Below are 26684 nucleotides of genomic sequence, written 5' to 3'. Positions count from 1 at the left end.
TGCTTAATGTAGGGAAGAGTTCAACGAGCCCCTACAGCTATATGCTTTATTATTTAACAAGCGGTTATTTTCCGCCTGTTTTTAGCAAGTTCCAGTATTTTTCGTAGATTTCTACAGCTGGACCTACATCCGCTTGTAAAACGCCTTTGTTAATCTCCTCACTTGGAGGGAAAATCAACGGATCGCTCGCTAATTCTGGAGAAAGTAATGCTTTAACACCTTCGTTTGGCATTGAGAAGCCCATTGTTTCAATCACTTCTTTTGCACTTTCTGGGCGAAGTAAGAAGTTGATAAATTTATGTGCCGCTTCTTTATTGGCTGCACCGTTTGGAATCACATAGTTATCCATCCAAAGCACAGCACCTTCTTTCGGGAAGATAAATTGTAAGTCTGGGTTTTCGCTTTTCGCACGGTGAGCAGAACCAGACCACTGCATACCTACCGCTACCTCGCCTTGCAAATAAGGCATTTCAGGCGAGTCTGAATTGAACACTAACACATTCGGCACAATCGTTTTTAAACGTTCATAAGCCGCCTTGATTTCTTCTTCATTTCCAGTGTTTGGTGACTTGCCGTCTAACAGCAATGCTATATGGAACACTTCACGCGGATCGTTCATTAGCAACAACTTGCCTTTGTATTCATCACGCCATAAATCGCCCCAGCTGCTGATTGTTTTCGGATCAATATCTGCAGCATTCACACCAATCCCTGTTAAGCCATAAACATAAGGAAGAGAGTATTTATTCTCTGGATCAAATGGCTTACCCATTAAATCAGGGGTAATATTTTTTAAATTGGTTAGCTTAGATTTATCTAATTCTGCCAACATTCCTTCTTTCGCCATTTTGCCTACATAGTAGCTTGATGGGAAAACGATGTCATAACCTGTTGAATTTGAAAGTTTTAATTTGGAATACATCTCCTCATTACTTTCAAAAGTGGAATAAATTACTTCAATGCCTGTCTCTTTGGTGAATTGTTCCAACAATGAAGATGGCACGTATTCCGTCCAGTTATACACATAAAGTTTTTCTGCGGCATTCGCCATCACAGAAGAAAACGCCATTGCTGTTACAGCTAATTTTGCGAAAAATTTTTTCAATTTTTTGTCCTCTCAGAAGTAATGTGAGATAAGAAGTAAAGTGAGAAATAAGAAAACGAACCTAGGTTGTTCTACGCCCATCCTCTATGCCCAAAAAGCGTGCAATTATAGCTATATTTCCTCGCTTTAGCTAGCCATAGGCACGATTATTCCCCTGTCTTCTCCAATAAAAACTTAATCACCACCTGCACTTTGCCTGCTTTTTGGCTGTGTTGTAAATAATACAAATAAATGAGCGGATATTGTCGTCAATGTTTTGCAGAATCGGGACGAAATCGTCTTGGTCTTCAAACGCTTGCATATTTGGCTCGAAAATTCGCCCGATGCCTAAGCCTTAGAGGGGGCTCTGCGATGATTTTAGGATCATTGCACAGCAAAGGTGTGTTGATGTTCATTGCCGTATCCTGACTATGGTTCACGAGCGTATTAGTGGCAAATTGCCATTAATAATTGGCGTAGGTAATCTTTACACGCCTAGCGAGATCTTAGAAGCATTCAATAAAGGTCGGTCGAAATTTATCGCGTTAGGCAAAAGGGTGGCGAAGACGGTATTCAACCTGCAGTCGATCTAGAATGCTCAGATCATCATAGTTTCCCATGCTTACTTTGGAACTTTACGATGAGCGGCATATAAGCGTGGTTACCTCAGTTAAAAGGGCAAGAAGCGAAGATCTAGGATTTATAATGATAAAAATCTTGTTTTGAAAAATATTATTTCAACGGGATAAACAATTAAGCGGTAAAATTCTCATCAAATATTACCGCTCTTCTCTTTCCTATTTTTCAAAAAACTCCCTATCCTTCATCACTCTCAACGGCTGCATATCGCTATTGCCCATAATCACGCGGCTTGGATCGGAACGCAGGCAAGTGCCGCCGTAGTGACCGCCGACGGTGAAGGTACAGATTTGCAGATATTGATCTTCCACTTTTGGCAAGCACCAGAGTTGTTGGTAGATATTTTCCTGTTTACCGAATTGACCGCTTGTCGTGTCGAGTGTTGCGTTGTTTTCACCGATGAGAGTCACATTATCGCCACGGCGGCCTGCAATCGGTTTTTGGGCGTAGCCGTTTTGAATTAGGTTCGGCGTGAGTTCAAAACTCGCCTCTAGCAAATAACGGTGATTTGGGAAGAGCGACCAGAGCACAGGCAAAATCGCTTTGTTGCTCGGAATTGCTGTCCAAAGCGGCTCATACACCAACACTTCTGGGCGAAGTAGCACATCAATTAACCGAACTTGATCTTCAGGGTAACCCGTGCGAATTGGCGGGGCAACTTCCATGCCTTTAGCATCTTCGCGGAGCTGTTCAAGCATTGTTTCCCACGCCCACGTTTTCCAGACGGTTTGCACTAAATTGTTTTCATCATCAATCAACTGACCGCGGTTGTCCCAATGCAGTCCTTCCGTGCCGTGAATGATTTTCGCCTTGAACCCGGCTTGCAACAAGGCTTGGCGCATAAACATCGCGTGGTAATCTTCTTCATCATCGTGATCTTGCAGAATATGCACAAGTGGACTGGCTTGGCTGTGCTGCCAGCAATCGGCTAAGGCGTTGCGCAAGCCATCCGCTGGGTTTTCACCTGCAAATTTTCCCGAATTTCCAACCGCTTGTTTAGCCCAACGGCTCATAATATCGCCTGCTTCGGCGTGGCAAGAAGCGGAATCGGCATTGTATTCATAGACTTTTAGCCCGCGTTCGCTCATACAAAAATCCAAACGCCCCGTGATGGTTTGGTATCGACGATTTTGCCAAGAGAGACGCAAACGTGGCCAGAGCAATTTCGGGATGTTGAAATATTGCAACAGATTATCATCTTTCAGCACTTTATCGGTAGCGTGCAGATACATCAAATGCAGTTCGTTGGTGGCGTGAATCAGCTCTTGTTGTGCACTTTCCGACATTGCAAAATAGCGATATTGGTCGGAATGGCTCACTTTGTGCCCGCCCATCGCTTTGATATAAGCGGCATCAAAATGGACATTTTCGTTGAGCCATTTGGTATCAAATTGTCCGTGATTTTCGACGTGGCGAGCTTGAATAGCAAGTGCGGCTGGTTTTGGGAAAGGTTGCGATTCGGCAAATTCGGTGTCGTCGGTTTGAATCATCCAGCCGAGAATCTGGGTGTCCTTGAAGGTATCATGCAGAAAATAGCCTTGTTCGGAAATGGTCATCGGCAATTCACGCGTCCATTGCTGACCGCTTGGCAGACGGGAGTGAATCACATTTTGCTCCACAATGCGCACCCGATCTTCCAGCACATCGGTAATAATTGCCACGTGCCCCGTGTGCTTGAACTCGCCCCCTTCCTGCCAAATTAAGAGCGAGCCCGCTTGCGGTTTGCGTTTGCAGCCATTGGCGAACGCCTGCAACGGCAACAAGGCATCATTCACCACTTGGCGAAGAAAACGTAACGAGAAAATCTCATACGCCATTCCCACATCGGCAAACACCATACCGTGATTAAGATACAAATAACGTCGGGCAAACTCGACGCACTGCCATTTGTAGCCCATATATTCCCGCCCGACATAGCTACGAAACGCCGCATCATTGGGAAACTCTTTTTCATCAGCAGTGTTGTAATCCGACGAATAAATCGCTACGCCACCAGGGGCATAACCGAGTAGGCTACCGAAGGGATCATTGGTAGTAATGTTAGGGGAACGGTCTGACATAAAAACTCCAAATAATAGAAATGATTGGAGTCAGTATAGATCTTTTGGATGAATGGCGACAGAGGATTTGTTTTAAATCGACTTCTATTTAAAAATAAAAGCGATAGATTTTGCAAATTGTTTTACAAATTCTACCGCTTACTTAAACTTATACGTTAAGCCATTTTGCCGCTTTCTCTCTGATTTCACGAATCAACTCAGGTTCATCCCGAAGTTTCTCGCCATAAGAAGGCACAAGTTGTTTTAGCTTTGTTTGTAATTCAGGCTGTTTTTCCACAAAGCATTTTGAGAACACACTCAACATCGCATCAACTGAAGTAGAAGCCCCAGGTGATGCGCCAAGCAATGCGGCCACGCTTTTATCTTCAGACGTAATCACTTCTGTTCCAAAGCAGAGTGAGCCTCTTTCATTAGGTAAATCTTTGATGATCTGCACTCGTTGCCCTGCGACAATCACATCCCAATCTTCGCTTTTTGCTTCTGGGTAGAACTCTCGTAAATCTGCCATTCGTTGCGCTTTGCTCAACATTGCTTGCTTAATCAGATAATTCGTGAGCGGAATATTTTTCATTCCTGCAATCATCATCGTTGCAAAATTATCTGGTTTGAATGAAAGCGGGAAATCAAGTTGCGAGCCTTGTTTGAGATATTTCATTGTAAAACCCGCGAATGGTCCAAATAAAAGCGATTTTTTTCCTTCAATAAAGCGGGTGTCTAAATGTGGCACAGACATTGGTGGTGCACCGATTTTTGCTTTGCCATATACTTTCGCGTAATGTTTTTCCACCACTTCAGGATTACGGCAGACCATAAAAATCCCGCTCACAGGGAAGCCACCAATATGTTTACCCTCTTTGATGCCTGTTTTTTGCAGTAAGGGCAAAGTGCCTCCACCGCAGCCGATAAAGAGGAATTTGCAAGCGTGTTGTAAAATTTGACCGCTTGCATCTTTTACGGTTAGTGTCCAACCTTCAGCAGTTTTCTGAATATCTTGCACGCGATGGTTCAGCTTTAACTCACAACCCTGTTTTTGCAGATTTTTGAACAGTTTTCGCGTTAATTCGCCGAAATTCACGTCTGTTCCGTGTTCAATGAGTGTGGCTGCAAGCGGTTCGTTTCCTTGACGATTTTTCATCATCAACGGAATCCATTTCGCTAATGTTTCGCGATCATCAGCAAATTGCATCCCCTCAAACAAAGGATGTTGAGCAAGAGCCTTAAAACGTTTGCGTAAGAAATTCACGTCTTTTTCGCCTTGCACAAAGCTCATATGTGGCAGCTTACGAATAAATTCGGCAGGATTTTCAATATCACCTTTTGCAACCAAATAGGACCACATTTCAAGCGAAAGTTGATATTTTTCGTTGATGTTCAAGGCTTTTGTAATATCAATCGAACTGTCTGCTTTTTCTGCTGTGTAATTTAGTTCACATAATGCAGCATGCCCTGTACCTGCATTGTGCCATTCATTCGAACTTTCTGTTGCCACAGCGTTTTGAGCTTCAAAAATAGTGATACTCTGCTCGGGCAGAATTTCTTTAATCAGCGTGCCAAGCGTGCCGCTCATAATACCTGCACCGATTAAAACAACATCAGATTGGTTTGCCATAATTTCCTTCTTATTTACTTTTTTTTAATAGCTTTATAATTTAATAATAATCGGGAACATTCGGCTTTGCAAACGGTTGCGAAAAGATATTTTACTAAATCGTTTTAGCGTTTTTGTTTTGGTTTATAGACTGATATAATCAGCCAATATTATTGTTTTTTGAGGTTATCTATTATGCAGTTTAAAGATTATTTAGCGACTTTTCCTACCATTGAACATCTAGCAGGTTTAGAAGTAAAAAATAGCATGGGTGAAGTTATTCATACTATCCCTGCTATTGAAGGTAAGTTGGGCTCATTAAAACTTTACCACGCACTTTTTGCAAAATTTAATGGAAAATTAACCGCTACCGCTGCACAGCAAGGTTTAGAATGGTTTGCAGAACATGTGGAAGATGCAAAATTATATCAAGGTAAGCATCCTAATATTGATTTGCTTTTCAAGGTCATTGACCAAGATTTAACGTTTGAGTTGTGTCCAGTTGAGCAATAAAAAATTATAAACAAGAAAAGAAATTAGGTATAAAATAACTTTAATTTCTGTTTTAGGAGTGTGTATTATGAAATTATTTAAATTAATCTCTCTTTTAGGTTTTTCTGCATTTATTGCAACGAACACAGTGCAGGCTGTTGAGAAAACGACACCGTCAAAACAGCCCGTTGCAAAACAAGCAGAATCACAGAAAAAAGATGTGCGACTTGAAAGATTTAATAAAAGTGTAGGTATTCGTTTTACAGAACGAGGCTTACAGAGCCAAAATAATCAACCCGTGGTGACATTAACTTATTCTATTGAAAATAAAGGAAAAAATGATATTAAATCTGTTCATTGGATTTCCTCTTATCAGGTAAATAATCAAGCTGTGTATTTACGTGATATTCCAATTAATTTTGAACCATCTTTACCTACTGGACAGTCAATAAAAGTAACGGTTAATGTTCCTTTAGTTGAATTGCCACAACAAGCACAACAATTCTTTACCAGCAAAAATGCAAATATTATTTCGGTTAATGGTGCAAAAAATGTAACCTTTACAAATGGAAAAAGAATTGTTGTAGCAAAATAATATAAAAGTATATTAGCGATTAAAGAATAAAAAATGTTAATAGCACCCCAAAGGTTTGGCTAAATAGCCGACTGATTAAGGTGCATATTTTTTAGTCGTTACCTAGTATAGTCTTAAGTATTAAACGACCTCTCCATGCAATCGTTGTAACAATCTATCCATTGCCCGATACCCCAAGGCCTCTGCTAAATGCACTTGTTTAATCTGCTCTTCGCCTGCTAAATCGGCAATGGTTCGGGAAACTTTTAAAATGCGGTGGTAAGCCCGCACCGATAAGCCTAATTTCGTTAGAGCGCTTTCTAAAAATAACGCATCTTGCGGCGATAATGCACAATCTCGCTCGATCTCACGTGTATTGAGCTGAGAATTGATTTTGCCTGCACGTTTGAACTGGATTTCCCTTGCCTTTAACACACGTTCCCGCACTTGAGCAGTGGTTTCGCCGCGATTTTCATTACCACTTTGTAGTGCGCCCTGTGGTAAAAGTGGCACTTCAATAGAGAGATCAAAACGGTCTAAAAATGGTCCTGATAAACGATTCAAATAACGGATGACCTGCTGTGGTGAAGTACGGTTGTGCGTACCTTGATAATGTCCTGTTGGGCTTGGATTCATCGCAGCAATCAGCTGAAAACGAGCGGGAAATTGCACCTTTGCATTGGCTCGAGAAATAATGATTTCGCCTGACTCCAGCGGCTGGCGTAACGCATCTAACACTTTACGCTCAAACTCCGGAAGCTCATCCAAGAATAAAACACCATTATGTGCGAGTGAAATCTCTCCAGGTTTTGGGATCGATCCCCCACCAACTAATGCCACCATTGAAGCACTGTGGTGCGGAGCACGAAATGGGCGATCTTTCCAATTAGTAAAATTCAGTTCATTTTGGACAAGGCTTGTAATGGACGCCGTTTCAATCGCTTCTTCATCCGACATTTCTGGCAGAAGATCTGCCAAACGGCTGGCAAGCATCGTTTTGCCCGTGCCTGGTGGTCCAAGAAAAAGCAGATTGTGCTGCCCTGCGGCGGCAATGGTTAAAGCGCGTTTGGCATGTTGTTGTCCGATAATATCGGTCAAATCTCTCTTAACAAGCGGTGTATTTTCTTCTGTATTTTGCGGAATTTCTTGTGCGATAGGGAGTATATCTCGGCGGTTAAGGAAATTGACCACTTGCAACAGCGAATGGGCAAAATGCGTTTTAGCATTCGAAACAAGCGAAGCTTCATTTGCATTCTGCTTGGCTAAAATCATCTGGCGTTTTGCTTTCTCTGCGGAAATCACTGCGGGAATTGCCCCTTGCACGCCTCGCAAAGAGCCTGTCAGAGCTAACTCACCTAAAAATTCAAAGCGTTTAAGTAAGTCTGAATCAATCTGCCCTGATGCAGCAAGAATACCAATGGCAATCGGCAAATCGAAACGCCCGCCCTCTTTCGGTAAATCAGCAGGTGCAAGGTTGATGGTAATGCGTTGAGGTGGATAGAAAAAATTGGCGTTAATTAAGGCACTTCGCACGCGATCTGCTGCTTCTTTCACAGTGGTTTCAGGTAAGCCGACGATGGTCATTTTCGGGTTGCCGTTGCTAATGTGCACTTCAATCGTGACTAAAGGGGCTTCCACGCCAATGGAAGCACGGCTATAAACTATTGCTAAAGACATAATCTCTCCATTTCTAATCGCAACAGCATAAAAAGGGAGAGCGAAATCACCAAGTAGAAATATTGAGATTTTCGAGCAAGATCACAAAAATAGTTGCTTGTAACTAGTCTAAGTAACATATTCAATTTAAATTGTAATATTATGATTCATTGTTCGAAAAATAAGCGTTAAAATCATTGTTATGTAAAAAGGTGGCATTCTATTTGGTTAGGAGGGAAACAATATGCCGTGGATTTTATCTCCAAAAGAGATTTTTAGTGTATCACCTGTTGTGCCTGTGATGGTGATTAAGCAGATTGAAGATGCGGTGCCAATCGCTCAAGCATTACTTGAGGGCGGAATTCGTGTGTTTGAAATTACGCTTCGTACCGATGCGGCATTAGAAGCGATTAAGCGAATCAGCAAGGCTTTTCCCGAAGCGATTGTGGGAGCGGGCACAGTTATCAATACCGAACAGTATGATGCGGTAGTTGAAGCGGGAGCTAAATTTGCTATCTCGCCAGGGGCAACAGAAAAATTGTTGGCGTATGCAGCAAAAGGCAAAATTGCCCTCATTCCTGGAACGGCAACGCCATCGGATATGATGAAAGCACTAGAGTTAGGCTATGATCATCTGAAATTCTTTCCTGCGGAAGTTAATGGCGGAGCAGCTGCATTGAAAGCGATTTCAGCACCACTACCACAACTGAGATTTTGTCCAACGGGTGGCATTTCTGAGAAGAATGTTTCTCATTATTTAGCCGTAGATTGTGTTGCTACCGTTGGGGGATCTTGGATGCTACCGAATGATGCGATTGTTGCAAAAGATTGGGCAAAAATAACCGCTTTAACAAAACAAGCGGTAGATTTGGCAACAAGAAAAGCAAGATAATCATAAAAGGCTAAACTTTTTAGGTTAGCTCAATTTTGGTTTAGCCTTTTGTATTTTATAAGAAAAACCTGACCGCTTGTTAAGCCTTGGTTTCTTCTTTTTCTTTCTCATATTGGTAATGAACCCGCCATAACATTCGGGCATCTAAATTACTAGATGCAATCATAGTCAGAAAGACGGCTGAGCCGAAGAAGAATGCGGCATCACCAACTGAGAAACTCAAAATATTTCCCCGTTCCAATAGCGACATCATCAACGCCAATACAAACAGATCGAGCATTGACCAACGCCCGACAAAGTGAACGTAATGGAGCAATTTTATTTGAAGATGAATGGAATGTTTCCATTTATAATGAATGGCTAACAGTAAGTAAAACAAAATCGCCACTTTGCTAAATGGCACAGCGATACTTGCAATAAAGACAATTGCCGCAACTGCATAACTACCCATTTTCATAAAGGTAATTACGCCTGACATTAACGTATCGGCAGACACCGAGCCAGCAAGCCCTGTGGCTGAAATCGGCAGCAGGTTGGCAGGAATCATCATAATCGCGCCTGCAATCAGTGCCGCCCAAACACGTTGTAATTTGATTTTATCCGGCACATCTAAATTACTTTCACAACGAGGGCAGCGATGGCGACCTTTTAAATCTATAATGTTCTCATCAAATGTAAAATCACACACTGGGCATAGCGAAGGCGGATGTGGATAGTCCGATGCAAGCGGTCGATATTCTGGATAAAAATACGCCCACGCTTGTTTGAGATCGATTTTACTAAATAACAAGGTAATGAGTAGCGTTGCAAGCACAAAAGCAGAAAGATGGATGCTAAACTCAATGCTGGCGTAGTCCTTGATTTTAAATGCGGCTACGGCAAGTGCTACAAAATAGACATCAAACATTACCCACTCTTGGATTTTGCCGAGAAAAATCAGCGTATAACGAGGGCGCTGTCCGATTAAATGCTGGGCTGTGATGGTTAAAATCAGCAATACAAAGGCGATCGGGGCGACAACCGAACAGAGCAAAATCATAAATGCGGTGTAAGCGTAGCCTTCTACTGCCATTTTCCAAACACCGCCCCAAATGGTTGCGTGCACAGGCATACCGAGCAAGTCGATGCTCATTAGAGGAAAGGTAAGTGCAAAAGGGAGCAAAATCAGCACCGCAAGTGCAATAACGGCACAGCGGCGTAAATTCCACGCATTGCCCTTTTCGAGCGTGTGATGGCAATTCGGGCAGTTTGCAATATGGTTATAGAGCCGATGTGGAATTTTCACCAAAGTTTCACATTCAGCACATTGTTCAAGGGTTAATTTCTGTATTTTCATTCCGTTATTATAAAACAAAAACGCCCTAAACATTCGCTTAGGGCGTGAAATTATTGCTTAAAGATTAAGCTTTTTTCGCTTGTGCACGTTTACCTAAAATCACAGATAAACCAAATGCAACCACGAATGAAATTACCATACCGATTGAGTACATTGCAAGGCTATCTGGTTTGATTGACGCCACACCTAAGAAACCCGCTGCACCTAATGCAATCGCTTTCACGTTAAACGCTGCGATAAAGGCACTTGCTAAGCCAGAGCCAATCATCGCAGAGATGAATGCGTGGCGGTAACGTAAGTTCACACCGAACATTGCCGGCTCTGTGATACCTAATAAGGCTGACACGCCTGATGGAATTGCTAAGCCGCGTACTTTCGCATCTTTCATGGTGAATGCCACCCCTAAACATGCCGCACCTTGTGCAATGTTAGACATGGCTGCGATTGGGAAGATGAATGTACCACCTGTTTGTGCCATTTCCGCTAATAATTGAGTTTCTACCGCTATGAAGGTTTGGTGCATACCTGTGATAACAATTGGTGCATAGAAGGTACCGAAAATAGCACCGCCCACAAAGCCTAAGGTATTGTATAACCAAGTTAATCCTGTAGAGATTAAGCTACCTGCTTCACGGCCGAATGGACCGATTACGGTGAACGCCAAGAAACCCGCGATGAACAATGAGAACATCGGGGTGACGAGGTTATCTAAATATGAAGGCACAAATTTGCGGAAGCCTTTTTCAAGGGTTGCAAGCACCCAAGCTGAAATGATTGTTGGGATTACTGTGCCTTGATAGCCCACTTTTTCGATTTCTAAACCCAGTACGTTCCAGTATTTGATGTTGCCTTCCATTAAGGTTTTCGCATAGTTCCAACCATCTGCTAATGCAGGGTGAACTAAAAGCATACCAAGTGCTGCCCCTAAGAATGGATTACCGCCAAATTTACGGGTCGCCGAGAAACCAAGTAATACAGGTAAGAAGACGAAAGGTGCGTTTGCGATGGTGTTAATGAAATCCACTAAGTCCGACACTTCAGGGTATTTGGTGACAACTGAATGCCCTTCCCAGAAGAAGCCGACCGAGGTTAGCATTGAATGAATACCCATCAGCAAACCGCCTGCCACGATAGCAGGAATGATTGGCACGAAAATATCCGCTAAACCTTTTACTAAACGTTGTAATAATGGTTGGTTTGCAGCCCCTGCTGCAGCTACTTCGGAAGTAGACATATCGCCAATGCCCATCTGTTTTTGCATTTCTGCGTGGACTTTGTTTACTGTGCCAGAGCCAAAAATAATTTGGTATTGACCGCTGGTAGAAAATTGACCTTTCACGCCCTCGATATTTTCGATAGCTTCTTTATCAACTTTAGACTCATCGGCAATCGTTAAACGCAAGCGAGTTGCACAGTGTGCGAGAGTGGTAATGTTCTCTTTACCACCCAATTTTGCGATGGTTTGTTCCGCAATTTTAGGGAAGTTCATAACGACCTCTTTTGATGAAAAATAAAACGTGGCTATTCTAACTAAAACGGTTTAGCTAAAAAAGAAAAAAGTGTTGTAAATGTGACTTAGTTCACAAATTTTGCAAGAAATCTGGAAAATTTAACCGCTTACAATGCGTCCATTTTCTACACAGAGGATGCGATCAAACAACGCCCTGCTCTCTTCGATTTGATGGGTGACCATCAACAGCGTTAAATTCCTCTCTTGGCAAAGTTTGGCAACCAGTTGCTGAAGCTCTTCTCGGCGTTTGGGATCGAGGGCGGAGAAAGGTTCGTCCAGTAACAAAATTGGTTTATCGCGTAGCAGTGTACGAGCCAGTGCAACCCGCTGTTTTTGCCCGCCTGAAAGCTGATCGGCTCGACGTGCTAAAAATTCAGCAATCCCCATTTTATCTGCAATTTCCGCCACTTGTGCTTTTTGTCCTACGTTCAGTTTTAAGCTCGGGACTAATGCCAAGCCGATATTTTGCTCTACCGTTAAATGCGGAAAAAGGTTGTTATCTTGGAATAACATCGAAACAGGACGGCTTGCCACCTCCGTTTGAGTGTGATTGCAATTATTCAGCCAAATCTCACCGCTTGTCGGCAAATCAAAGCCTGCGATGAGGTTAAGCAGTGTGCTTTTGCCTGCCCCGCTTTCGCCAATAATTGCCACACGCTCGCCTTTTTGAACGGACAGCGTGAACTGCATCGGCATTTGTTCGTAATTAAAAGTGATATTAAGGTTTATCATATTTTTATTCTTTTTTTGAAAACAAAAACGGCAATAGTGCAAATAACATCAGCATCAAGGCGGTGACGGAGGCATCTTCGGTGCGGTAGCTGCCGAGTTGCTGGTAGAGTAAATATGGAAGTGTGCTGAAATCTGGGCTGCCGAAAAAAGCAATTACCGCAAAGCTACCAAGGCTTGAAGACATTGCAAGAATAAAAGCATTTGCAAGCGGTCGAATAAGGTAATACTTTTCCACAATCCACCAACGTTGAAAGCCTGATAGCCCGAGGCTTTGAGCAAGTTTATCTTGAGCGTTAAAAATTTCCCACATGGCAGAGAAAATGGTTGGGTAAACAAATGGAATCAGGATAATACCGTTCATTACTCCAACCAAAATGAGCAGTTGAGCAGTAGAGAGTGTGATGTTCATCAGCAATAAAAATAATCCAACTGCGAGTAAAAACACGGGCAATATCAGTGGATAAGTGGAAATACTACTTAACATCGCATGTAGAAAACGCTGGTTGCGATAAAGTAATTGGCGGGCTTCAAGGGCGATAAGGTAAGTCGTTCCAATGGCGGTGATGGACGCAATGAGGCTAATCAGTAATGAAAAGAGTGTCGCTTCCCAAAGTTCTGCTTTTGCAAGGCGTTGCCAAAACTCTGAAACAGAAATACCCGCCCAAACGACGCTGATAAGCGGTAGTAAAATCAACAAACTCTGCAAAATCAGAATGCTGTGTAATCCAAGTTTGCGGCTACCTGTTAAACGTGGTTTCCAAAGTTCTACGTTAGTCGTTTGGTTATTTTGTTTCAATGCTTGTTGAGAGAAGAAAAAGAGCAAGGCTTGTAGCACAATGCCGATGGCAAGTTGCACCATAATCAGCATCACGGCTTTTGCAAAATCAAATTCAAAACTGACCGCTTGGTAAATCGCTACTTCTAGCGTGCTGTATTTAGGACCGCCTCCTAGCATCAAGACGATTGGGAAACTGGTAAAGCAGATCATAAAAATGGTCATAAATACATAAGGTAAAATACGTTTGAGCATCGGTAGTTCGACGATTCGGAAGTAGCTCCAATCCGTTAAATTAAGCTGTGCAGAAAGATGATATTGGCTGGAAGGAATGAGAGCGAGGGCTTCCGTGCAATACTTTGTTACGAGCGGGATGTTGAGTAAGGCATGTGCAATTAGAATGCCTTGTAAGCCGTAGATATTGAAGTGCCAATCTATCCCTAGCCATTTCATGCTTTGAGCAAGCCAACCAGAATTCCCCCAGATACCAATGACGGCAAAAATAATCACCAGCGAAGGTAATGACCAAACGAATAAGATGCTTTTATAGAGTAAGGCTTTGCCTTTGAATTCAAGATAAAAAAAGGCTTTAGCAAGCAAAATGCCGAGAATAGTAGAAATAATGGCAGAAAGCACCGCTTGCAGAAGGCTATATTTAAGGATAGGCAAAATTTCTGTAATTGAAAAGAGCGTTTCTTCTTGGCGGTTATCCATCAATGCCCATAAGCTAAAAGCATAAAGTAGCACAATGGTGCTATAAAGTAGCCAAGCGGTGGTTCGAGTGAGGTTTTTGAGCATTTGGAAGACTTATTTGTTTTGAAAGATAAATTTGCAAAATTCTAGCATTTTTTGACCGCTTGTTGGTTGAAAATCAGCTAAAATTTGTAATATAAATGTCAAAAAATCGTTAAATTAGTTTGTCCTCTATACAAAATTCGCTGAGAAATGTGAACTCTATCACGTTTTTTTATTTTTTATCGTGAATTTATATACATTTTATAGTAAAGTTGGTTCAGTTTAAAAACTTATATTCTTTACGTAGAGAGGAAAAAATTATGGCGTATTCTAAAGATGTTGTTATTACAGCTCCAAGTGGTTTACATACTCGCCCAGCGGCTGAATTTGTGAAAGCAGCAAAAGGTTTCGTTTCAGACATTACTGTCACTTCAAGCGGTAAATCTGCAAGTGCAAAAAGCTTATTTAAACTTCAAACTTTAGGTTTAACCCAAGGCACTAACATTACGATTACCGCAGAAGGGGAAGATGAGCAAAAAGCGGTGGATTTCTTAGTAGATTTAATCCCTACTTTAGAATAATCACTCCCTTTATTGTTCCTATGGCAAGTTTCGGCTTGCCATTGTTTTTACACTACTTTTTAAAAGGATGACATTATGATTTCAGGTATTGCAGCCTCTCCTGGTATTGTTTTTGGTAAGGCATTAGTTTTAAAAGAAGAACCGATTGTTCTTAACACTCACAAGATCACTGCAGATCAGGTTGATGCTGAAGTAGCGAAATTCTTTGATGGGCGGGCAAAAGCTGCGGCACAATTAACCGCGATTCACGAGAAAGCCTTACGCACATTAGGCGAAGAGAAAGCAGCGATCTTTGAAGGGCATTTAATGCTTTTAGAAGATGAAGAGTTAGAAGAAGAGATCGTAGGCTATATTAACGATAACTTATCAACAGCAGGTGTAGCTGCAAGCAAAGTAATCGATCAGCAAGTTGCAGTACTTTCAGAAATTGATGATGAGTATTTAAAAGAGCGTGCAGGAGATATGCGTGATATTGGTAACCGTTTATTACGCAATATTTTAGGTATGCACATCGTGGATTTAGGCGATATTCAAGAAGAAGCGATTCTTGTTGCTTATGATTTAACGCCATCTGAAACGGCTCAATTAAACCTTGAGAAAGTATTGGGTTTCGTAACGGATATTGGCGGCCGTACCTCTCATACCTCAATTATGGCACGTTCATTAGAACTGCCTGCAATCGTAGGAACAAACGATATCACAGCACGCGTAAACACAGGTGATTTATTGATTTTAGATGCGGAAAATAATCAAATCCACATCAACCCATCTGAAGCGCAAATCAATGAGTTCAAAACAACACAAGCTCGTATTGCTGCAGAAAAAGCAGAATTAGCGAAATTAAAAGATTTACCAGCAGAAACTTTAGATGGTCATCGCGTTGAAGTTGCGGGTAATATCGGTACTATCCGGGATGTCGATGGCGTATTACGCAACGGCGGTGAGTCTGTAGGCTTATACCGTACCGAATTCCTTTTTATGGATCGTAGCGAATTGCCTGGCGAAGAAGAGCAGTTCCAAGCTTATAAAGAGATTGTGGAAGCAATGGGCGGCAAACAAGTTGTCCTTCGTACTATGGACATCGGTGGTGACAAAGAGTTACCATACTTAGATTTACCAAAAGAGATGAACCCATTCTTAGGTTGGCGTGCAGTGCGTATCGGTTTAACTCGTCGTGAGATTTTAGATACGCAATTACGTGCGGTATTACGTGCTTCAGCATTTGGTAAATTAGCGGTAATGTTCCCGATGATTATCTCTGTTGAAGAGATCCGTGAGTTAAAATCTATCGTAGCAAGCTTAAAAGAGCAGCTTCGTTCAGAAGGCAAAGCATTTGATGAAAACTTACAATTAGGCGTGATGGTCGAAACGCCATCAGCAGCGGTAAATGCACGTCACCTTGCGAAGGAAGTCGATTTCTTTAGTATCGGTACCAACGACTTAACTCAATATACTTTAGCTGTAGACCGCGGTAACGAAATCATTGCGCACTTATACAACCCATTAACCCCATCTGTGTTAAACTTAATCAAACAAGTGATTGATGCTTCACACGCTGAAGGTAAATGGACTGGTATGTGTGGTGAATTAGCGGGTGATGTACGTGCAACTGCATTATTGCTCGGTATGGGCTTAGATGAGTTCAGTATGAGTGGTATTTCTGTACCACATGTGAAAAAATTAGCTCGTTCAATCAACTACGCAGATGCAAAAGCATTAGCAGATACAGCATTAGCTCAACCAACTGCCGCAGACATCGAACGTTTAGTAAACGATTTCTACGCTAAATTAAGCTAGTTTTAATTAAAAAGCATACAAAAACAAAATTCTCGTATAAAATATATGAAAATTTTGTTTCATACAACGGAGATTCCCTATGAGTTTTTTAAGTAAGTTATTTGGTTCTAAACAAAAAGAAGCAAAAGAAATTCAAATTATCGCCCCACTTTCAGGTGAAATTGTGAACATTGAAGATGTGCCAGATGTGGTTTTCTCTGAGAAAATCGTAGGTGATGGCGTAGCAATCCGTCCAGCAGGCGATACTATCGTGGCACCAGTAAATGGTACTATCGGTAAAATTTTCGAAACTAACCACGCATTCTCAATTGAATCTGAAGATGGCGTTGAGTTATTCGTTCACTTTGGTATCGATACCGTTGAATTAAAAGGTGAAGGTTTCACTCGTATCGCGGAAGAAGGTCAAACCGTTAAAGTGGGTGAGCCAATCATCAAATTTGACTTAGCGACTTTAGAAGCGAAAGCAAAATCTGTATTAACCCCTGTTGTGATTTCTAATATGGATGAAATTGCGAACCTTGAAAAACGTTCAGGTTCTGTAGTTGAAGGTGAAACAGTTGTTTTAACCTTAACAAAATAATCATAAAAAATGCCCGCTTGTAGCGGGCTTTTTTATGTTTTCGCTTAATGCTTACACTTCCAAACTAATCGCATCTTTGATTTTCTTCAACGCTGCATTTTCTAACTGACGCACACGCTCTGCTGAAATACCATATTTCGCGGCTAAATCGTGTAGTGTGAGCTTATTCTCATCTAACCAACGAGTTTTGATAATATCTTGGCTGCGTTCATCTAGCGTAGATAGTGCATAGACTAATTTCGCGGTCGCCTCACCTGTATATTCGGCATTTTCTAAATCATCAGCAAAGTTTGAACTATTGTCTTCCAAATACATTGAAGGCGTGTAAGCCTCGTCATCATCTTCACCAACAGGTAGATCAAAACCGAGATCTTGCCCAGTCATTCGGGATTCCATCTCACGTACTTCATCTTCCGATACCCCAAGATCTGCGGCGACTTTTTTGATTTCTTCCTCATTAAACCACGCCAAGCGGTTTTTATTTTTACGTAAATTGAAAAAGAGTTTACGCTGTGCTTTGGTCGTCGCTACTTTCACAATACGCCAGTTTTTCAACACATATTCGTGAATTTCTGCTTTAACCCAGTGCACGGCAAAAGAAACCAAGCGTACGCCTACATTTGGATCGAAGCGTTTTACCGCTTTCATTAAGCCAATATTGCCCTCTTGGATCAAATCTGCTAAAGGCAAGCCATAACCCAAATAACCACGAGCGATATGAATCACAAAGCGCATATGCGATAAAATCAGCTGCTTTGCCGCTTCAACATCTTCATCATAATAATAACGCTCCGTCAGCTCCTTTTCTTGTTCGGCAGATAAAATCGGATATTGATTTGCCATACGGATGTAGCTATCCAAATTGCCCGTTGTGACAGGTATTCCTCCCGAAAGCAAGGCTGGATGCATTGCTTCGGTTTTCTCCCCACTTTCAGCGGCTAATTCTGCCTCATCAATCTCTTCAGGCTCAACTGCTTCAGGTTCAATTACTTCAGCGTCTTCAATATCGTCAAATTTCTTCATCTTCTTCCTTGTAATTTGCGTTGTTTTGCAAAAAAGTTTACAGATCATACCGCTTTCTGCTAAAATTACCAAACTTTTTGGGGCTGATTCTGGATTCGACGGGATTAGCAAAGTCCAAGGTGCACGTCGAGGTGCGGTAGGCCTCGTAAACAAACCGCAAAAAAATAGTCGCAAACGACGAACAATTCGCTTTAGCAGCTTAATAACCTGCCTTAAAGCCTTATCGCCTCAGCTTCCGCTCGTAAGACGAGGAGTTCGATAAGTCACCCAAAACGAGATCGTGTGGACGCCACCGTTTGAGGATCGAAACACTAAATTAAATCAAACTAGCTTATTTCTTGCGTGTCTGTCCGCTGGAGGTAAGTGAAATTAAAGACGAGACTAAACGTGTAGTACTGAAGATGGAGTAATTTCGGACGGGGGTTCAAATCCCCCCAGCTCCACCAAATCGGATACCTAAGCGGTTCGAAAAGAACCTATAAAGCCTTGAACCACAACGGTTTGAGGCTTTTTTATTGTCCTAAGCGTACCTATTAGAGCCTACCAAATCCTTGAGTTTTAGTTATACGTTTAGTTATACTGATGAGGTTATCGCAATAGCCGTATAACTAAAACTTTGCTAGAGCCTTTAATATCAAGGCTTAGGGCGTTTTCTTAAACTGTATAAACCGTATAACTAAAAAATGGCACGTATAACTAAACCACTCACGAACACCGAAATAGAACGGGCTAAACCACAAGATAAAGAATTTACCTTGTCGGACGGAAAAGGGCTTTACTTGTTGATTAAACCTAGCGGCTCAAAGCTATGGAGGTTCAATTATTACAAGCCTTTCACTAGAAAAAGGGCTTTAATTAGCTTAGGCGTTTATCCTGATACTTCTTTGCAACAAGCAAGGAAGATGAGAGATGATTTCAGCTTGTTGCTTTCTCAGAATATCGACCCACAAGACCATCGAGAACAACAGCAGCAGGCACAACAGGCGGAACTATTGAACACTTACGAGGCGGTAGCGTGGGCGTGGTTTGAGTATCGCAAAAGTAAACGTAACTTTTCAGAGGGCTATCAGAAAGATGTTGAAAGCCTAATAAGAAGAAACCTCTTGCCACATTTTGGACACTTGCCAATTTCACAGATTACTGCACCGATGGCGTTAAAAGCGTTCAAGCAATATCAAGATGAGGGAAAACTAGAGAAGTTAAAGCGGACGATTCAAAAGCATAATGAGATAATGACTTACGCATTACATCGTGAACTAATCCCGTTCAATCCTACTGCCAACATTTCAAAAGAGTTTGATAGTCCAACCGTAGAACACTTTAAAACGATTAAGCCTGAAGATTTAGGCGAATTTATCTACACGCTGAACAATGCTCAAATTCATTTACAGACCCGCTATTTAATTCTATGGCAATTACTGACAATGACCCGTCCAAATGAGGCAGCTACCGCCAAATATGAAGATATTGATGAGCGTTCGAGAATATGGACGGTTTACATTCAGAAAGGCATTAAACAAGATGAGCGGGGGCGTGAACATAAAATTACCCTATCACGGCAGGCGATGGCATTATTGCGAGAGATTAAGAAATTGAGTGGTGGTAAAGTTTATCTATTCCCTAGCGTGAAGAACCCACAAACCCACGTAAACACACAGACAGCGAATGGGGCGATAAAACGTATGGGCTACAAAGGAAAGCTAGTAGCACACGGTTTGCGTAGCATTGCAAGCACCTATTTGAATGAGCAAGGCTTTAATAGCGACCTGATAGAGGTTGCTTTATCGCATATGAATAGCGACCGCATCAAAGCAGCTTACGATAGGGGCGAACGCTTAGAGCAGCGTTTTAAATTGTTGCAAGCGTGGGGCGATTTTATTGAGCAATGTTCACAAGGAGCGTTGCCTAAATATCATTTACAGCTTGCCGCATAAATTCCACACTTTCTAATTCAGAGCCTAGTTTTTACTAGGCTTTTTTTCTTATATTTTTCTTATTCCCAAAAACTCAACGAAACTTTTTGAAAATTAGTCACTTTTGTCACTTATTTTGGAAAGAAATATAGATATACCAACGGTTTAAAGGCAAGTGACTGACAAGTGACTAAAGTGATTAAGGGGGTAAAATAAGTGACTAAAAGTGACTATTTCAACTTTTATCTTCACTTCCAATAGAAAAAAATCTAATAATTATTTAATATTTTATTGATTAGATAAATATTAGAAAGTATAATAAAGGCATTCAAAAATATAAGGTATTTACAAAAATGAATACGGTTATCTGGACGACAAAAGCGGCTAAGAACCTATTGAAAATAGATTCACGTTACCACGCTATGATCAAAGAGAAGACGGAAGAGTTAGCAAACTTTCCTGATGTTGTGTTAGACCTGAAAAAACTCAAAGGCACAAAAAGCGGGTATAGGTTAAGAGTTGGAAATTATCGAGTGCTTTTTGATGTAATTGATGGCGTTCCCGTTGTGATAGAGATCAAAGCAGTGATGAAACGCAGTGAACGAACTTATAACTAAAACGTGGGGATTTATTCCCCGCTTATGGAGAAAACAAAATGAACTTAACCCATAAATACATTAACAACAAGCAAGGCAAGCCAGAGTTTATTATTTTGCCTATTGCGGAGTATGAATCTCTCCTAGTCAACGCAATCCCTTACGATGATGACAACGAAGAGGATTGGGAGGAAATCCCAGTAGAAAAAGATGAATTTGATGATGTAACCATTCCTAACGAAGTGGTATGGATTATGGCGGAAAAAAATGTAAACAGCTTAGGGGCGTGGAGAATCTACCGTAATTTATCGCAACAAGAAGTAGCGGAGATGGCGGGGCTGACACAATCCGCTATTTCACAGGCTGAACGAAAAGAGAGCAAGCCACAGAAGAAAACACGGGAAAAACTAGCAAAAATCTATAACTGCTTACCTGAACAACTTTCTATTTAATTTTTAGGGTACTACCAGAAATGGGCGTACCCTTTTTTATTACCCCAACCAATCACATAAAGAGTGTGATGTTTATCACATAAAGAGTGTGATCGCAGTTATGAACGGTACTTTTACGGTCCTTATTACCCAAAAAGGGAAATCTAGCTTCCCCCCAAAGGGTAATTATCGGAAGAAATCCAATAAATCTACAATCTTTGCCGACTTAGTAAAACTTAAGGTATAAACCTGCCAAAACCTTACATTTTTATCTATTTTAATCCCCCCAAAAATGGGGAGATTTCAATCTTAATCTCCCGAAAATTCGGGAGGTTTTAATCAGCACAAATTTGTGCGGATTGGTATACACCGTTGGTGCATACCCCGCAACCACCTGAAAATTCAGTAGGTTAATAGATGTTGATAGATGTTGAACGAATCCAACAGATGTAAAAGGTACTCCCAGAGGGCTATGCCTTGCCACGGGGTAAGGTACGCGCGGTAAACCGCAGTTTTTTGACCTCTAGGGCATCATCATCATTCAAGCCAAAATAACCGCTTTTTAGTGGGGTATGCCCAAAACTGGGCACACCCACTCACATCCATTAAAACCTTGCAAAATCATCATCATTCAAGCCAAAATAACTGTTTTTAGTGGGGTATCAGCCATTTCCTGATACCCTCTCACACACAAGGTGGGGGGAGTTTTTAAAAGAAAGTAGCAAGCCTAAAGAACCGCCCGCCCAATCAATTTTTTACGCACGACAATTTTTCAGAAAATATAGGAACAATATGAACCAACCGCAAAGTTAAAATTTTCAACCTTACAAAAAATCCGCCAAATCCGACCGCTTGAAACTGTTTAAAAAATCAGTAAAATAAACCTAATCGAACCTTAGAGAACCAAAAAAGCAAAAGAGGGGAACAATGTTCAACGAATTAAAAACTGCTCAAGCGTCCGCTTATTTATTGCATAAAGCGGGGGGAACAATGGAGCATTTAAAATTGATGAAATTGCTTTACCTTGCTGACCGTTTGAGTTGGAAAGAATACGACAAATCAATTACTGGCGATGAGTATTACTCTTTGCCTTATGGCCCCGTACTTTCTAAAACATTGAACCTTATTCACGGGGAAACGCTACCACAATTAAGCGGGAGTGCGACCGTGTGGGATAATTGGATCAAAGACGATGCAAATTATTGTGTAAGCCTAGCAAAAGAAATTGACGAAAATGACGAATATTTTTGGGATTGTTTATCTCTTAATGATGAGCAAATTTTAAATAGAGTTTTTGCTGATTTTGGGCATTTTAAAACGTTCGAGTTAGTGGAATATACGCACAACAAAAGACACGTACCAGAATGGCAAGACCCGAAAGGCAGTAGCAAGAAGATCAAGTTACCCGATTTGTTAGCACACTTAGGCAAAAGCAAGGCACACATAGCGGAGATATTGCAAGAGCACAAAGAGCAAGAGGAAATAGACCGCTTATTTGCGGGGCTTTAGTATGCGAAAAATCACGCTATTGCTACCTACTTTCACAGGGGATAATGACGACCTCAAGCATTTATTTTTTCTACTTACAGATCCGTGTTTTGATGGGGAACTAAATCAAGAAAATGCAATTTTGCTTGTTAACTGCTCAAGCGTAAAGCCAGATAAACCACACGATAACGCTTGTTATATTGAGCAAGGTGAACACGAATTTATAAAACACAGAAGCTATATCGTTTACAAGCAAGCGAGAATAGAAACGCTAGAATGAATTAACTGTAGAATGAGTTTGGGAACGTTTCGGGCGTAAGCGGGTGCGAGTTAAATACTAGGAATTACGCATCAAACTATTCTACGGTTTTTTCTTTTTAGTCTTTCGTTTAATCCACATCGTTTTCATTGTACGGAGGTAGGTAAAAAGTTCAGAGAAAAAGTCTTAAATACCGCCCTGGAAACTCTTTTTTATTGCTAATCCAGTTTTTATAAACAAATACGAACAAACACAAACAAGAGAAAATCTTTAACCGAATAAGTGTAGATAGATGGCGGAGTAGCTACCGCATCGAAAGGGATAACCCCTATTTATCCTTTCTACACGCCTTTCACACAGATAGGGGCGAACGCATAGGGGGCGTGATGAATGTACAAGAAGAACAAGACACATTTAAAAAATGGGTAGAAAAAGAATTTATTTCATTATTTGATTTAATTCAAAAAATAACGAATGAACAAAGTATATCTATCAATGAAAGCGGTTTATATTTATTAACACGTATTAACCATTATTTACAAAAGGAAAATACAAAAAAATTTGCTTTTGAACTGGTAGACCCACCATATTTAAAATATTCTCTTGATGCTTATGATATATACAGCGTTAAAGAAATGCTGAATTTTATTATAAATAATGGGAGATTTAGATCTGACAAAAAGGCGAAAAAATGCGGCTTATACATTGAAGTACTGAAAGAAATATTAAATTCCATTCAAGAGATAAACGAAGAAGAGCAAAAAGAAATAGAGCAGCAAGAACAGCCTAAATACAACCCCACAGAGCGAACTACACACCTGCAAATGATCGCAATTTTAGCGGAGGAATTAGCAAGAGCTAAATCTGGTAAATATTTGAAAGCAAGCGGATTTCCCAATAATTTGCAACTATCAGAATTATTGGGGGTATTAGCAAAAGAAATTGAGATAGAGGCTTTAACCGCTAAAAGTCCTGAAACATACCGCAGTCGATTAACTGAAATCAGTAAATTTTACAAAGGCGTTTAATAACGCCTTTTTTATTGCCTCAATAAACTACAAAGAACTACAAAGAACTACAAAGAACTAAACTGCAAAGAGCTACAAAGAGATATAAAGAGCTACAAAGAGATATAAAGAGATATAAAAACCACTAAAACACGCTATATTTTCGGAAATGAAATAGCGTTAAACCGTTGGTATTACTAGAATCTACCTTTTTTTAAAACACCTTCCCAAAAACCTTTGGCAACTTCCCAAAACCTACCGCATTTACAAATCACAATACCCACCGAAACCGAAGGCAACCTAAAACGGCTTTCTACTTCCTTTTTAACCATAACAAAACATAACTTTTGAGGTGCGTAAATGACAACAGTAACAGCAACCACAATCACAACCACTACACCGCCAACGGCTCAAGTAATGGCAGATCGCATTGTTAGACGTAATGAGGCTTTGAAAATGCTAGGCATTGGGCGAACCACTTTAGCAGATTGGCAGAATCCGAAATCTGCCCGCTATCGTCCCGATTTCCCGAAAAAAATCCCTCTCGGCACAAATGCAGTTGGATACCTAGAAAGCGAGATTAACGCTTTTATCCAACGCCTAGCAAGCAATCGCAAAGCATAGAGGATTAAACAATGGCATTTCCAACACGTAGGGCATCCGTTGCTATTGCATTACTTGAACACCCACAAGGCATAAGCGGGCGGGAGATTGATTTTAAATACTTTCTTAATTGCGGACGTAATGAAGTCAATCACTTTATACACGAGGGCGTGAATATTCTGAAATCTGACGAGAAAGGCAATCGAGGGGGCTATTTTACAATCTATCAAATCGCAAACCGCCAAAATGCTTTGAAGGTTGTAAAAATCCTCAATACAGAGCGGGAAAGATGCAAATTACCACCGCTTACAGGATCAGAAATTTATCACTATTGGAAACATTTCGAGGGCTAACACAATGACAACACCAACCACTACAGTATTTCCCAAACTCTTTCACGAAGAAACCACAGCAATGACTGACACGCTGAAAGTCGCAGAAGTTTTTGGAAAACGACACGATAACATTATTCAGACTGTAAAAAATCTTGATTGTTCTGATGAATTCCGACTCCTGAATTTTCAGGCGTCCTATTACCTCAATGAGCAGAATAAAAGACAGCCAAAATTCAATATGACGCAAGACGGCTTTACATTTTTGGTTATGGGCTTTAGAGGCAAGAAAGCGGCCGCATTCAAAGAGGCATACATTAAACAATTCAATGAAATGCGTGATTGGATAAGCAAGCGGGAACACCTAAGCACGAACCAACACATTTTAAACGATGCGATACAGATGCGATTTGATGGGGAGCACTTTGCTTACAGCCGAGAGAACAATCTGGTTTATATCGTTGCACTAGGAGCAACCCGCAAGAAATGGCTTGCTGATAACCTTTACCCGAATGATGTAGAAATCCGCGAATGCTTGAATGCTAAACAGTTGCAACTAGTTGAACTACTGACGATAGAAAACGCAGTATTCATCAAATTGGGAATGAATTACACCGACCGAAAAACCCGATTACTAGAAACGGCATTACATTTTGAACGCAAAGGAAACTAAACGCTGATCCCCAAAAACAGGGGATTTAACTCCCCCAAAACAGGGGAACGCAAATGAAACGACAATCCAGATTGTACAAAACGACAATCGAAATTGTATAAAACGACAATCACAAAGGAAACTAAACAATGACCCGAAACAACCCTATCACACAATTAAAAGCGTTAAAGGCACAAATGCAAGCACAAAAACGCACAGAAAGCACGCCAAAACCGAAAGGCAAGGCAAACGCTAAGGCAAGCGAGAAAAACGCTCAGAAAGCGAATGAGCAACGATTTTTAGCAGTGGCACAAATTAGTCGAATGTTCGACCAAACCAACGCAAGCATTGAACACTGTAAGCTGAATTTCCCTGACTGCTACCATCACAAGCACCATTTAGCGAAAGAATGCGAGAAAGTCGCTCAAATGCTAGATGATGGCGGTTTGCTACTTGCTCAACTGGTTCAGTTGGTGGGCTATCAAACCTTAACGGCTGAACAAAAAACCGTTCTAGCAAACTTCAAAGCGGTTAAAAACTACCTCACAGGCAATTTCAGAGCTACCGCTAAGCACGTGAAAGCGGTAGAAGATGGCACGGCTACGAAATGTTATAGAGAGCGATTTGTTAAAGATGAGGTAAAGCAAAATAACAAATAAAATCAAATATGACCTATCTCCACAAGGCATAGGCGAACTGATGAAAGCACCAATCAGAGCTACATTGAGTTGCCTAGATTTCCCGTATATCAGACTGCAGAAAGAAGTGGCCAACAATGGCAAAGACTTTTATTTAGGCGTTCTAGTGTTAGAGCTAGGGAATGAAATTATTATCGAGATGGCAGGGGCGAATTACTTCAAGGAATCTTTGGCCATCATCGCTTACCACCAACAGATGACTTCAACCCCGCTTTTAATTGATGACGAGCTAGAGCAATCAGTTAGCTATTTCTATGAGCATTCACAATATGGCGATGGTGTGAACCCTTTTGTAGAACATCGCACAGGTACAGAAATCACGCTTGAAATGATGACAAGGGCGAACCGTGAAAAGGTAGATTTGTTATTCACTGAAAAGCGAATGAAAGGCTGGCAAGAAATACGAGCACAATTTGCGAAGGCTTACGCACGAAAAGGCATTGCAAAGCTGGCTTTAGTTGAAGTACTAGGCAAAGAGAGAGCGGGCAAAATGAACCCACACACGTTGCGGGCACGAGCTAGTGAACTGCTGAATGACTATCGAACCGTTGTACTTATTGAGCAAGAAAAAAGAGCTATGCGAGAACGTGGGCAATCCTTGCCGAAATATCGGAGAAGAGCGTACAGAACGGACTTGATGGCAGAAAAGAG

General features: G+C 41.2%; 24 protein-coding genes, 1 other RNA gene and 1 pseudogene. 17 read left to right on the top strand and 9 right to left on the bottom strand.

The genetic code is table 11. The features are described from left to right. Nucleotides 1-64: 64 nt before the first annotated feature. From DPV92_RS04295 to mqo, 3 genes are all read right to left on the bottom strand, one after another. Complete coding sequence (locus DPV92_RS04295; RefSeq protein WP_111353833.1) at nt 65-1105, bottom strand: extracellular solute-binding protein; 1041 nt, start codon at nt 1103-1105, stop codon at nt 65-67. Between the two features lie 776 nt (nt 1106-1881). Beyond that, complete coding sequence (gene gss / locus DPV92_RS04285) at nt 1882-3783, bottom strand: bifunctional glutathionylspermidine amidase/synthase (RefSeq protein ID WP_111353832.1); 1902 nt, start codon at nt 3781-3783, stop codon at nt 1882-1884. 148 nt (nt 3784-3931) lie between these two features. Next, nucleotides 3932-5392, bottom strand: coding sequence for a malate dehydrogenase (quinone) (gene mqo / locus DPV92_RS04280; RefSeq protein WP_111353831.1), 1461 nt, complete (start codon nt 5390-5392; stop codon nt 3932-3934). A 174-nt stretch (nt 5393-5566) separates the two neighbouring features. Between mqo and DPV92_RS04275 the strand changes: the two genes are divergently transcribed. Next, nucleotides 5567-5884 (top strand): DUF2322 family protein, encoded by a 318-nt coding sequence (locus DPV92_RS04275; protein WP_111353830.1) that lies wholly within the window; start codon nt 5567-5569, stop codon nt 5882-5884. 67 nt (nt 5885-5951) lie between these two features. Continuing rightward, nucleotides 5952-6458, top strand: a complete 507-nt coding sequence (locus DPV92_RS04270; RefSeq protein WP_111353829.1) for a hypothetical protein — start codon at nt 5952-5954, stop codon at nt 6456-6458. Between the two features lie 120 nt (nt 6459-6578). Here DPV92_RS04270 and DPV92_RS04265 read toward each other — a convergent pair whose 3' ends face one another. Further along, nucleotides 6579-8114, bottom strand: coding sequence for a YifB family Mg chelatase-like AAA ATPase (locus tag DPV92_RS04265; protein ID WP_111353828.1), 1536 nt, complete (start codon nt 8112-8114; stop codon nt 6579-6581). A 223-nt stretch (nt 8115-8337) separates the two neighbouring features. Between DPV92_RS04265 and DPV92_RS04260 the strand changes: the two genes are divergently transcribed. After that, complete coding sequence (locus tag DPV92_RS04260) at nt 8338-8985, top strand: bifunctional 4-hydroxy-2-oxoglutarate aldolase/2-dehydro-3-deoxy-phosphogluconate aldolase (RefSeq protein WP_111353827.1); 648 nt, start codon at nt 8338-8340, stop codon at nt 8983-8985. Nucleotides 8986-9064: 79 nt separating this feature from the next. Here the strand turns inward: DPV92_RS04260 and DPV92_RS04255 are convergent, their stop codons facing one another. The 4 genes from DPV92_RS04255 to thiP all read right to left on the bottom strand — a co-directional run bounded on the left by DPV92_RS04255 (nt 9065) and on the right by thiP (nt 14136). Beyond that, entirely contained in the window at nt 9065-10321 is a 1257-nt protein-coding gene (locus DPV92_RS04255; protein WP_111353826.1) for a paraquat-inducible protein A, read from the bottom strand. A gap of 64 nt (nt 10322-10385) precedes the next feature. Then, nucleotides 10386-11810 carry a sucrose-specific PTS transporter subunit IIBC gene (locus DPV92_RS04250; RefSeq protein WP_111353825.1) on the bottom strand — a complete coding sequence of 475 codons (1425 nt, stop codon included), beginning with the start codon at nt 11808-11810 and terminating at the stop codon, nt 10386-10388. A gap of 120 nt (nt 11811-11930) precedes the next feature. Next, nucleotides 11931-12563: a thiamine ABC transporter ATP-binding protein gene (gene thiQ / locus DPV92_RS04245; RefSeq protein ID WP_111353824.1), complete on the bottom strand. Its 633-nt coding sequence runs from the start codon at nt 12561-12563 to the stop codon at nt 11931-11933. A gap of 4 nt (nt 12564-12567) precedes the next feature. After that, nucleotides 12568-14136: a thiamine/thiamine pyrophosphate ABC transporter permease ThiP gene (gene thiP / locus DPV92_RS04240; protein WP_111353823.1), complete on the bottom strand. Its 1569-nt coding sequence runs from the start codon at nt 14134-14136 to the stop codon at nt 12568-12570. A 257-nt stretch (nt 14137-14393) separates the two neighbouring features. Between thiP and DPV92_RS04235 the strand changes: the two genes are divergently transcribed. The 3 genes from DPV92_RS04235 (at nt 14394) to crr (ending at nt 17031) form a co-directional block, all read left to right on the top strand. Next, entirely contained in the window at nt 14394-14654 is a 261-nt protein-coding gene (locus DPV92_RS04235; protein WP_005707572.1) for an HPr family phosphocarrier protein, read from the top strand. A gap of 75 nt (nt 14655-14729) precedes the next feature. Continuing rightward, a complete protein-coding gene (gene ptsI, locus DPV92_RS04230; protein ID WP_111353822.1) occupies nt 14730-16451 on the top strand; it encodes a phosphoenolpyruvate-protein phosphotransferase PtsI in 1722 nt (573 codons plus the stop codon). A 79-nt stretch (nt 16452-16530) separates the two neighbouring features. Continuing rightward, nucleotides 16531-17031, top strand: a complete 501-nt coding sequence (gene crr, locus DPV92_RS04225; protein ID WP_005707738.1) for a PTS glucose transporter subunit IIA — start codon at nt 16531-16533, stop codon at nt 17029-17031. A gap of 51 nt (nt 17032-17082) precedes the next feature. Here crr and rpoH read toward each other — a convergent pair whose 3' ends face one another. Continuing rightward, nucleotides 17083-18054 carry an RNA polymerase sigma factor RpoH gene (gene rpoH / locus DPV92_RS04220; protein WP_111353821.1) on the bottom strand — a complete coding sequence of 324 codons (972 nt, stop codon included), beginning with the start codon at nt 18052-18054 and terminating at the stop codon, nt 17083-17085. A 79-nt stretch (nt 18055-18133) separates the two neighbouring features. Between rpoH and ssrA the strand changes: the two genes are divergently transcribed. The 11 genes and pseudogenes from ssrA to DPV92_RS10055 form a co-directional block, all read left to right on the top strand. Beyond that, nucleotides 18134-18500, top strand: a transfer-messenger RNA (tmRNA) gene (gene ssrA / locus DPV92_RS04215). 237 nt (nt 18501-18737) lie between these two features. After that, nucleotides 18738-19988, top strand: coding sequence for an integrase arm-type DNA-binding domain-containing protein (locus DPV92_RS04210; RefSeq protein WP_111353820.1), 1251 nt, complete (start codon nt 18738-18740; stop codon nt 19986-19988). A gap of 332 nt (nt 19989-20320) precedes the next feature. Next, nucleotides 20321-20584: a type II toxin-antitoxin system RelE family toxin gene (locus DPV92_RS04205; protein WP_111353819.1), complete on the top strand. Its 264-nt coding sequence runs from the start codon at nt 20321-20323 to the stop codon at nt 20582-20584. A gap of 38 nt (nt 20585-20622) precedes the next feature. Continuing rightward, entirely contained in the window at nt 20623-21015 is a 393-nt protein-coding gene (locus tag DPV92_RS04200; RefSeq protein WP_111353818.1) for a helix-turn-helix domain-containing protein, read from the top strand. Nucleotides 21016-21921: 906 nt separating this feature from the next. Further along, on the top strand, nt 21922-22503 hold the full coding sequence (locus DPV92_RS04195) for a Panacea domain-containing protein (RefSeq protein WP_111353817.1): 582 nt from the start codon (nt 21922-21924) through the stop codon (nt 22501-22503). Between the two features lie 624 nt (nt 22504-23127). Further along, entirely contained in the window at nt 23128-23769 is a 642-nt protein-coding gene (locus DPV92_RS04185) for a hypothetical protein (RefSeq protein ID WP_111353815.1), read from the top strand. Between the two features lie 396 nt (nt 23770-24165). After that, entirely contained in the window at nt 24166-24372 is a 207-nt protein-coding gene (locus DPV92_RS04180) for a helix-turn-helix transcriptional regulator (RefSeq protein ID WP_111353941.1), read from the top strand. A gap of 11 nt (nt 24373-24383) precedes the next feature. After that, the gene (locus tag DPV92_RS04175; protein WP_111353814.1) at nt 24384-24704 is read left to right on the top strand and encodes a hypothetical protein; all 321 of its coding nucleotides are present in this window, start codon (nt 24384-24386) and stop codon (nt 24702-24704) included. A 4-nt stretch (nt 24705-24708) separates the two neighbouring features. Continuing rightward, the gene (locus DPV92_RS04170) at nt 24709-25356 is read left to right on the top strand and encodes a Rha family transcriptional regulator (RefSeq protein WP_111353813.1); all 648 of its coding nucleotides are present in this window, start codon (nt 24709-24711) and stop codon (nt 25354-25356) included. A gap of 128 nt (nt 25357-25484) precedes the next feature. Further along, on the top strand, nt 25485-25994 hold the full coding sequence (locus tag DPV92_RS04165; protein ID WP_111353812.1) for a hypothetical protein: 510 nt from the start codon (nt 25485-25487) through the stop codon (nt 25992-25994). Nucleotides 25995-26415: 421 nt separating this feature from the next. Then, a pseudogene (locus DPV92_RS10055) lies at nt 26416-26682 on the top strand (terminase); the annotation flags it as partial. Nucleotides 26683-26684 lie beyond the last annotated feature (2 nt).

Source organism: Pseudohaemophilus paraphrohaemolyticus, assembly GCF_003253115.1.
GTDB classification, from domain to species: Bacteria; Pseudomonadota; Gammaproteobacteria; order Enterobacterales; family Pasteurellaceae; genus Haemophilus_A; species Haemophilus_A paraphrohaemolyticus_A.
This window is presented reverse-complemented; position numbering and strand designations above follow the sequence as displayed.

Coding starts and splice junctions, on each gene's coding strand:
- gss (WP_111353832.1), bottom strand. CDS start 3,783: ATGTCAGACCGTTCCCCTAACATTACTACCAATGATCCCTTCGGTAGC.
- mqo (WP_111353831.1), bottom strand. CDS start 5,392: ATGGCAAACCAATCTGATGTTGTTTTAATCGGTGCAGGTATTATGAGC.
- DPV92_RS04275 (WP_111353830.1), top strand. CDS start 5,567: ATGCAGTTTAAAGATTATTTAGCGACTTTTCCTACCATTGAACATCTA.
- DPV92_RS04270 (WP_111353829.1), top strand. CDS start 5,952: ATGAAATTATTTAAATTAATCTCTCTTTTAGGTTTTTCTGCATTTATT.
- DPV92_RS04265 (WP_111353828.1), bottom strand. CDS start 8,114: ATGTCTTTAGCAATAGTTTATAGCCGTGCTTCCATTGGCGTGGAAGCC.
- DPV92_RS04260 (WP_111353827.1), top strand. CDS start 8,338: ATGCCGTGGATTTTATCTCCAAAAGAGATTTTTAGTGTATCACCTGTT.
- DPV92_RS04255 (WP_111353826.1), bottom strand. CDS start 10,321: ATGAAAATACAGAAATTAACCCTTGAACAATGTGCTGAATGTGAAACT.
- DPV92_RS04250 (WP_111353825.1), bottom strand. CDS start 11,810: ATGAACTTCCCTAAAATTGCGGAACAAACCATCGCAAAATTGGGTGGT.
- thiQ (WP_111353824.1), bottom strand. CDS start 12,563: ATGATAAACCTTAATATCACTTTTAATTACGAACAAATGCCGATGCAG.
- thiP (WP_111353823.1), bottom strand. CDS start 14,136: ATGCTCAAAAACCTCACTCGAACCACCGCTTGGCTACTTTATAGCACC.
- DPV92_RS04235 (WP_005707572.1), top strand. CDS start 14,394: ATGGCGTATTCTAAAGATGTTGTTATTACAGCTCCAAGTGGTTTACAT.
- ptsI (WP_111353822.1), top strand. CDS start 14,730: ATGATTTCAGGTATTGCAGCCTCTCCTGGTATTGTTTTTGGTAAGGCA.
- crr (WP_005707738.1), top strand. CDS start 16,531: ATGAGTTTTTTAAGTAAGTTATTTGGTTCTAAACAAAAAGAAGCAAAA.
- rpoH (WP_111353821.1), bottom strand. CDS start 18,054: ATGAAGAAATTTGACGATATTGAAGACGCTGAAGTAATTGAACCTGAA.
- DPV92_RS04210 (WP_111353820.1), top strand. CDS start 18,738: ATGGCACGTATAACTAAACCACTCACGAACACCGAAATAGAACGGGCT.
- DPV92_RS04205 (WP_111353819.1), top strand. CDS start 20,321: ATGAATACGGTTATCTGGACGACAAAAGCGGCTAAGAACCTATTGAAA.
- DPV92_RS04200 (WP_111353818.1), top strand. CDS start 20,623: ATGAACTTAACCCATAAATACATTAACAACAAGCAAGGCAAGCCAGAG.
- DPV92_RS04195 (WP_111353817.1), top strand. CDS start 21,922: ATGTTCAACGAATTAAAAACTGCTCAAGCGTCCGCTTATTTATTGCAT.
- DPV92_RS04185 (WP_111353815.1), top strand. CDS start 23,128: ATGAATGTACAAGAAGAACAAGACACATTTAAAAAATGGGTAGAAAAA.
- DPV92_RS04180 (WP_111353941.1), top strand. CDS start 24,166: ATGGCAGATCGCATTGTTAGACGTAATGAGGCTTTGAAAATGCTAGGC.
- DPV92_RS04175 (WP_111353814.1), top strand. CDS start 24,384: ATGGCATTTCCAACACGTAGGGCATCCGTTGCTATTGCATTACTTGAA.
- DPV92_RS04170 (WP_111353813.1), top strand. CDS start 24,709: ATGACAACACCAACCACTACAGTATTTCCCAAACTCTTTCACGAAGAA.
- DPV92_RS04165 (WP_111353812.1), top strand. CDS start 25,485: ATGACCCGAAACAACCCTATCACACAATTAAAAGCGTTAAAGGCACAA.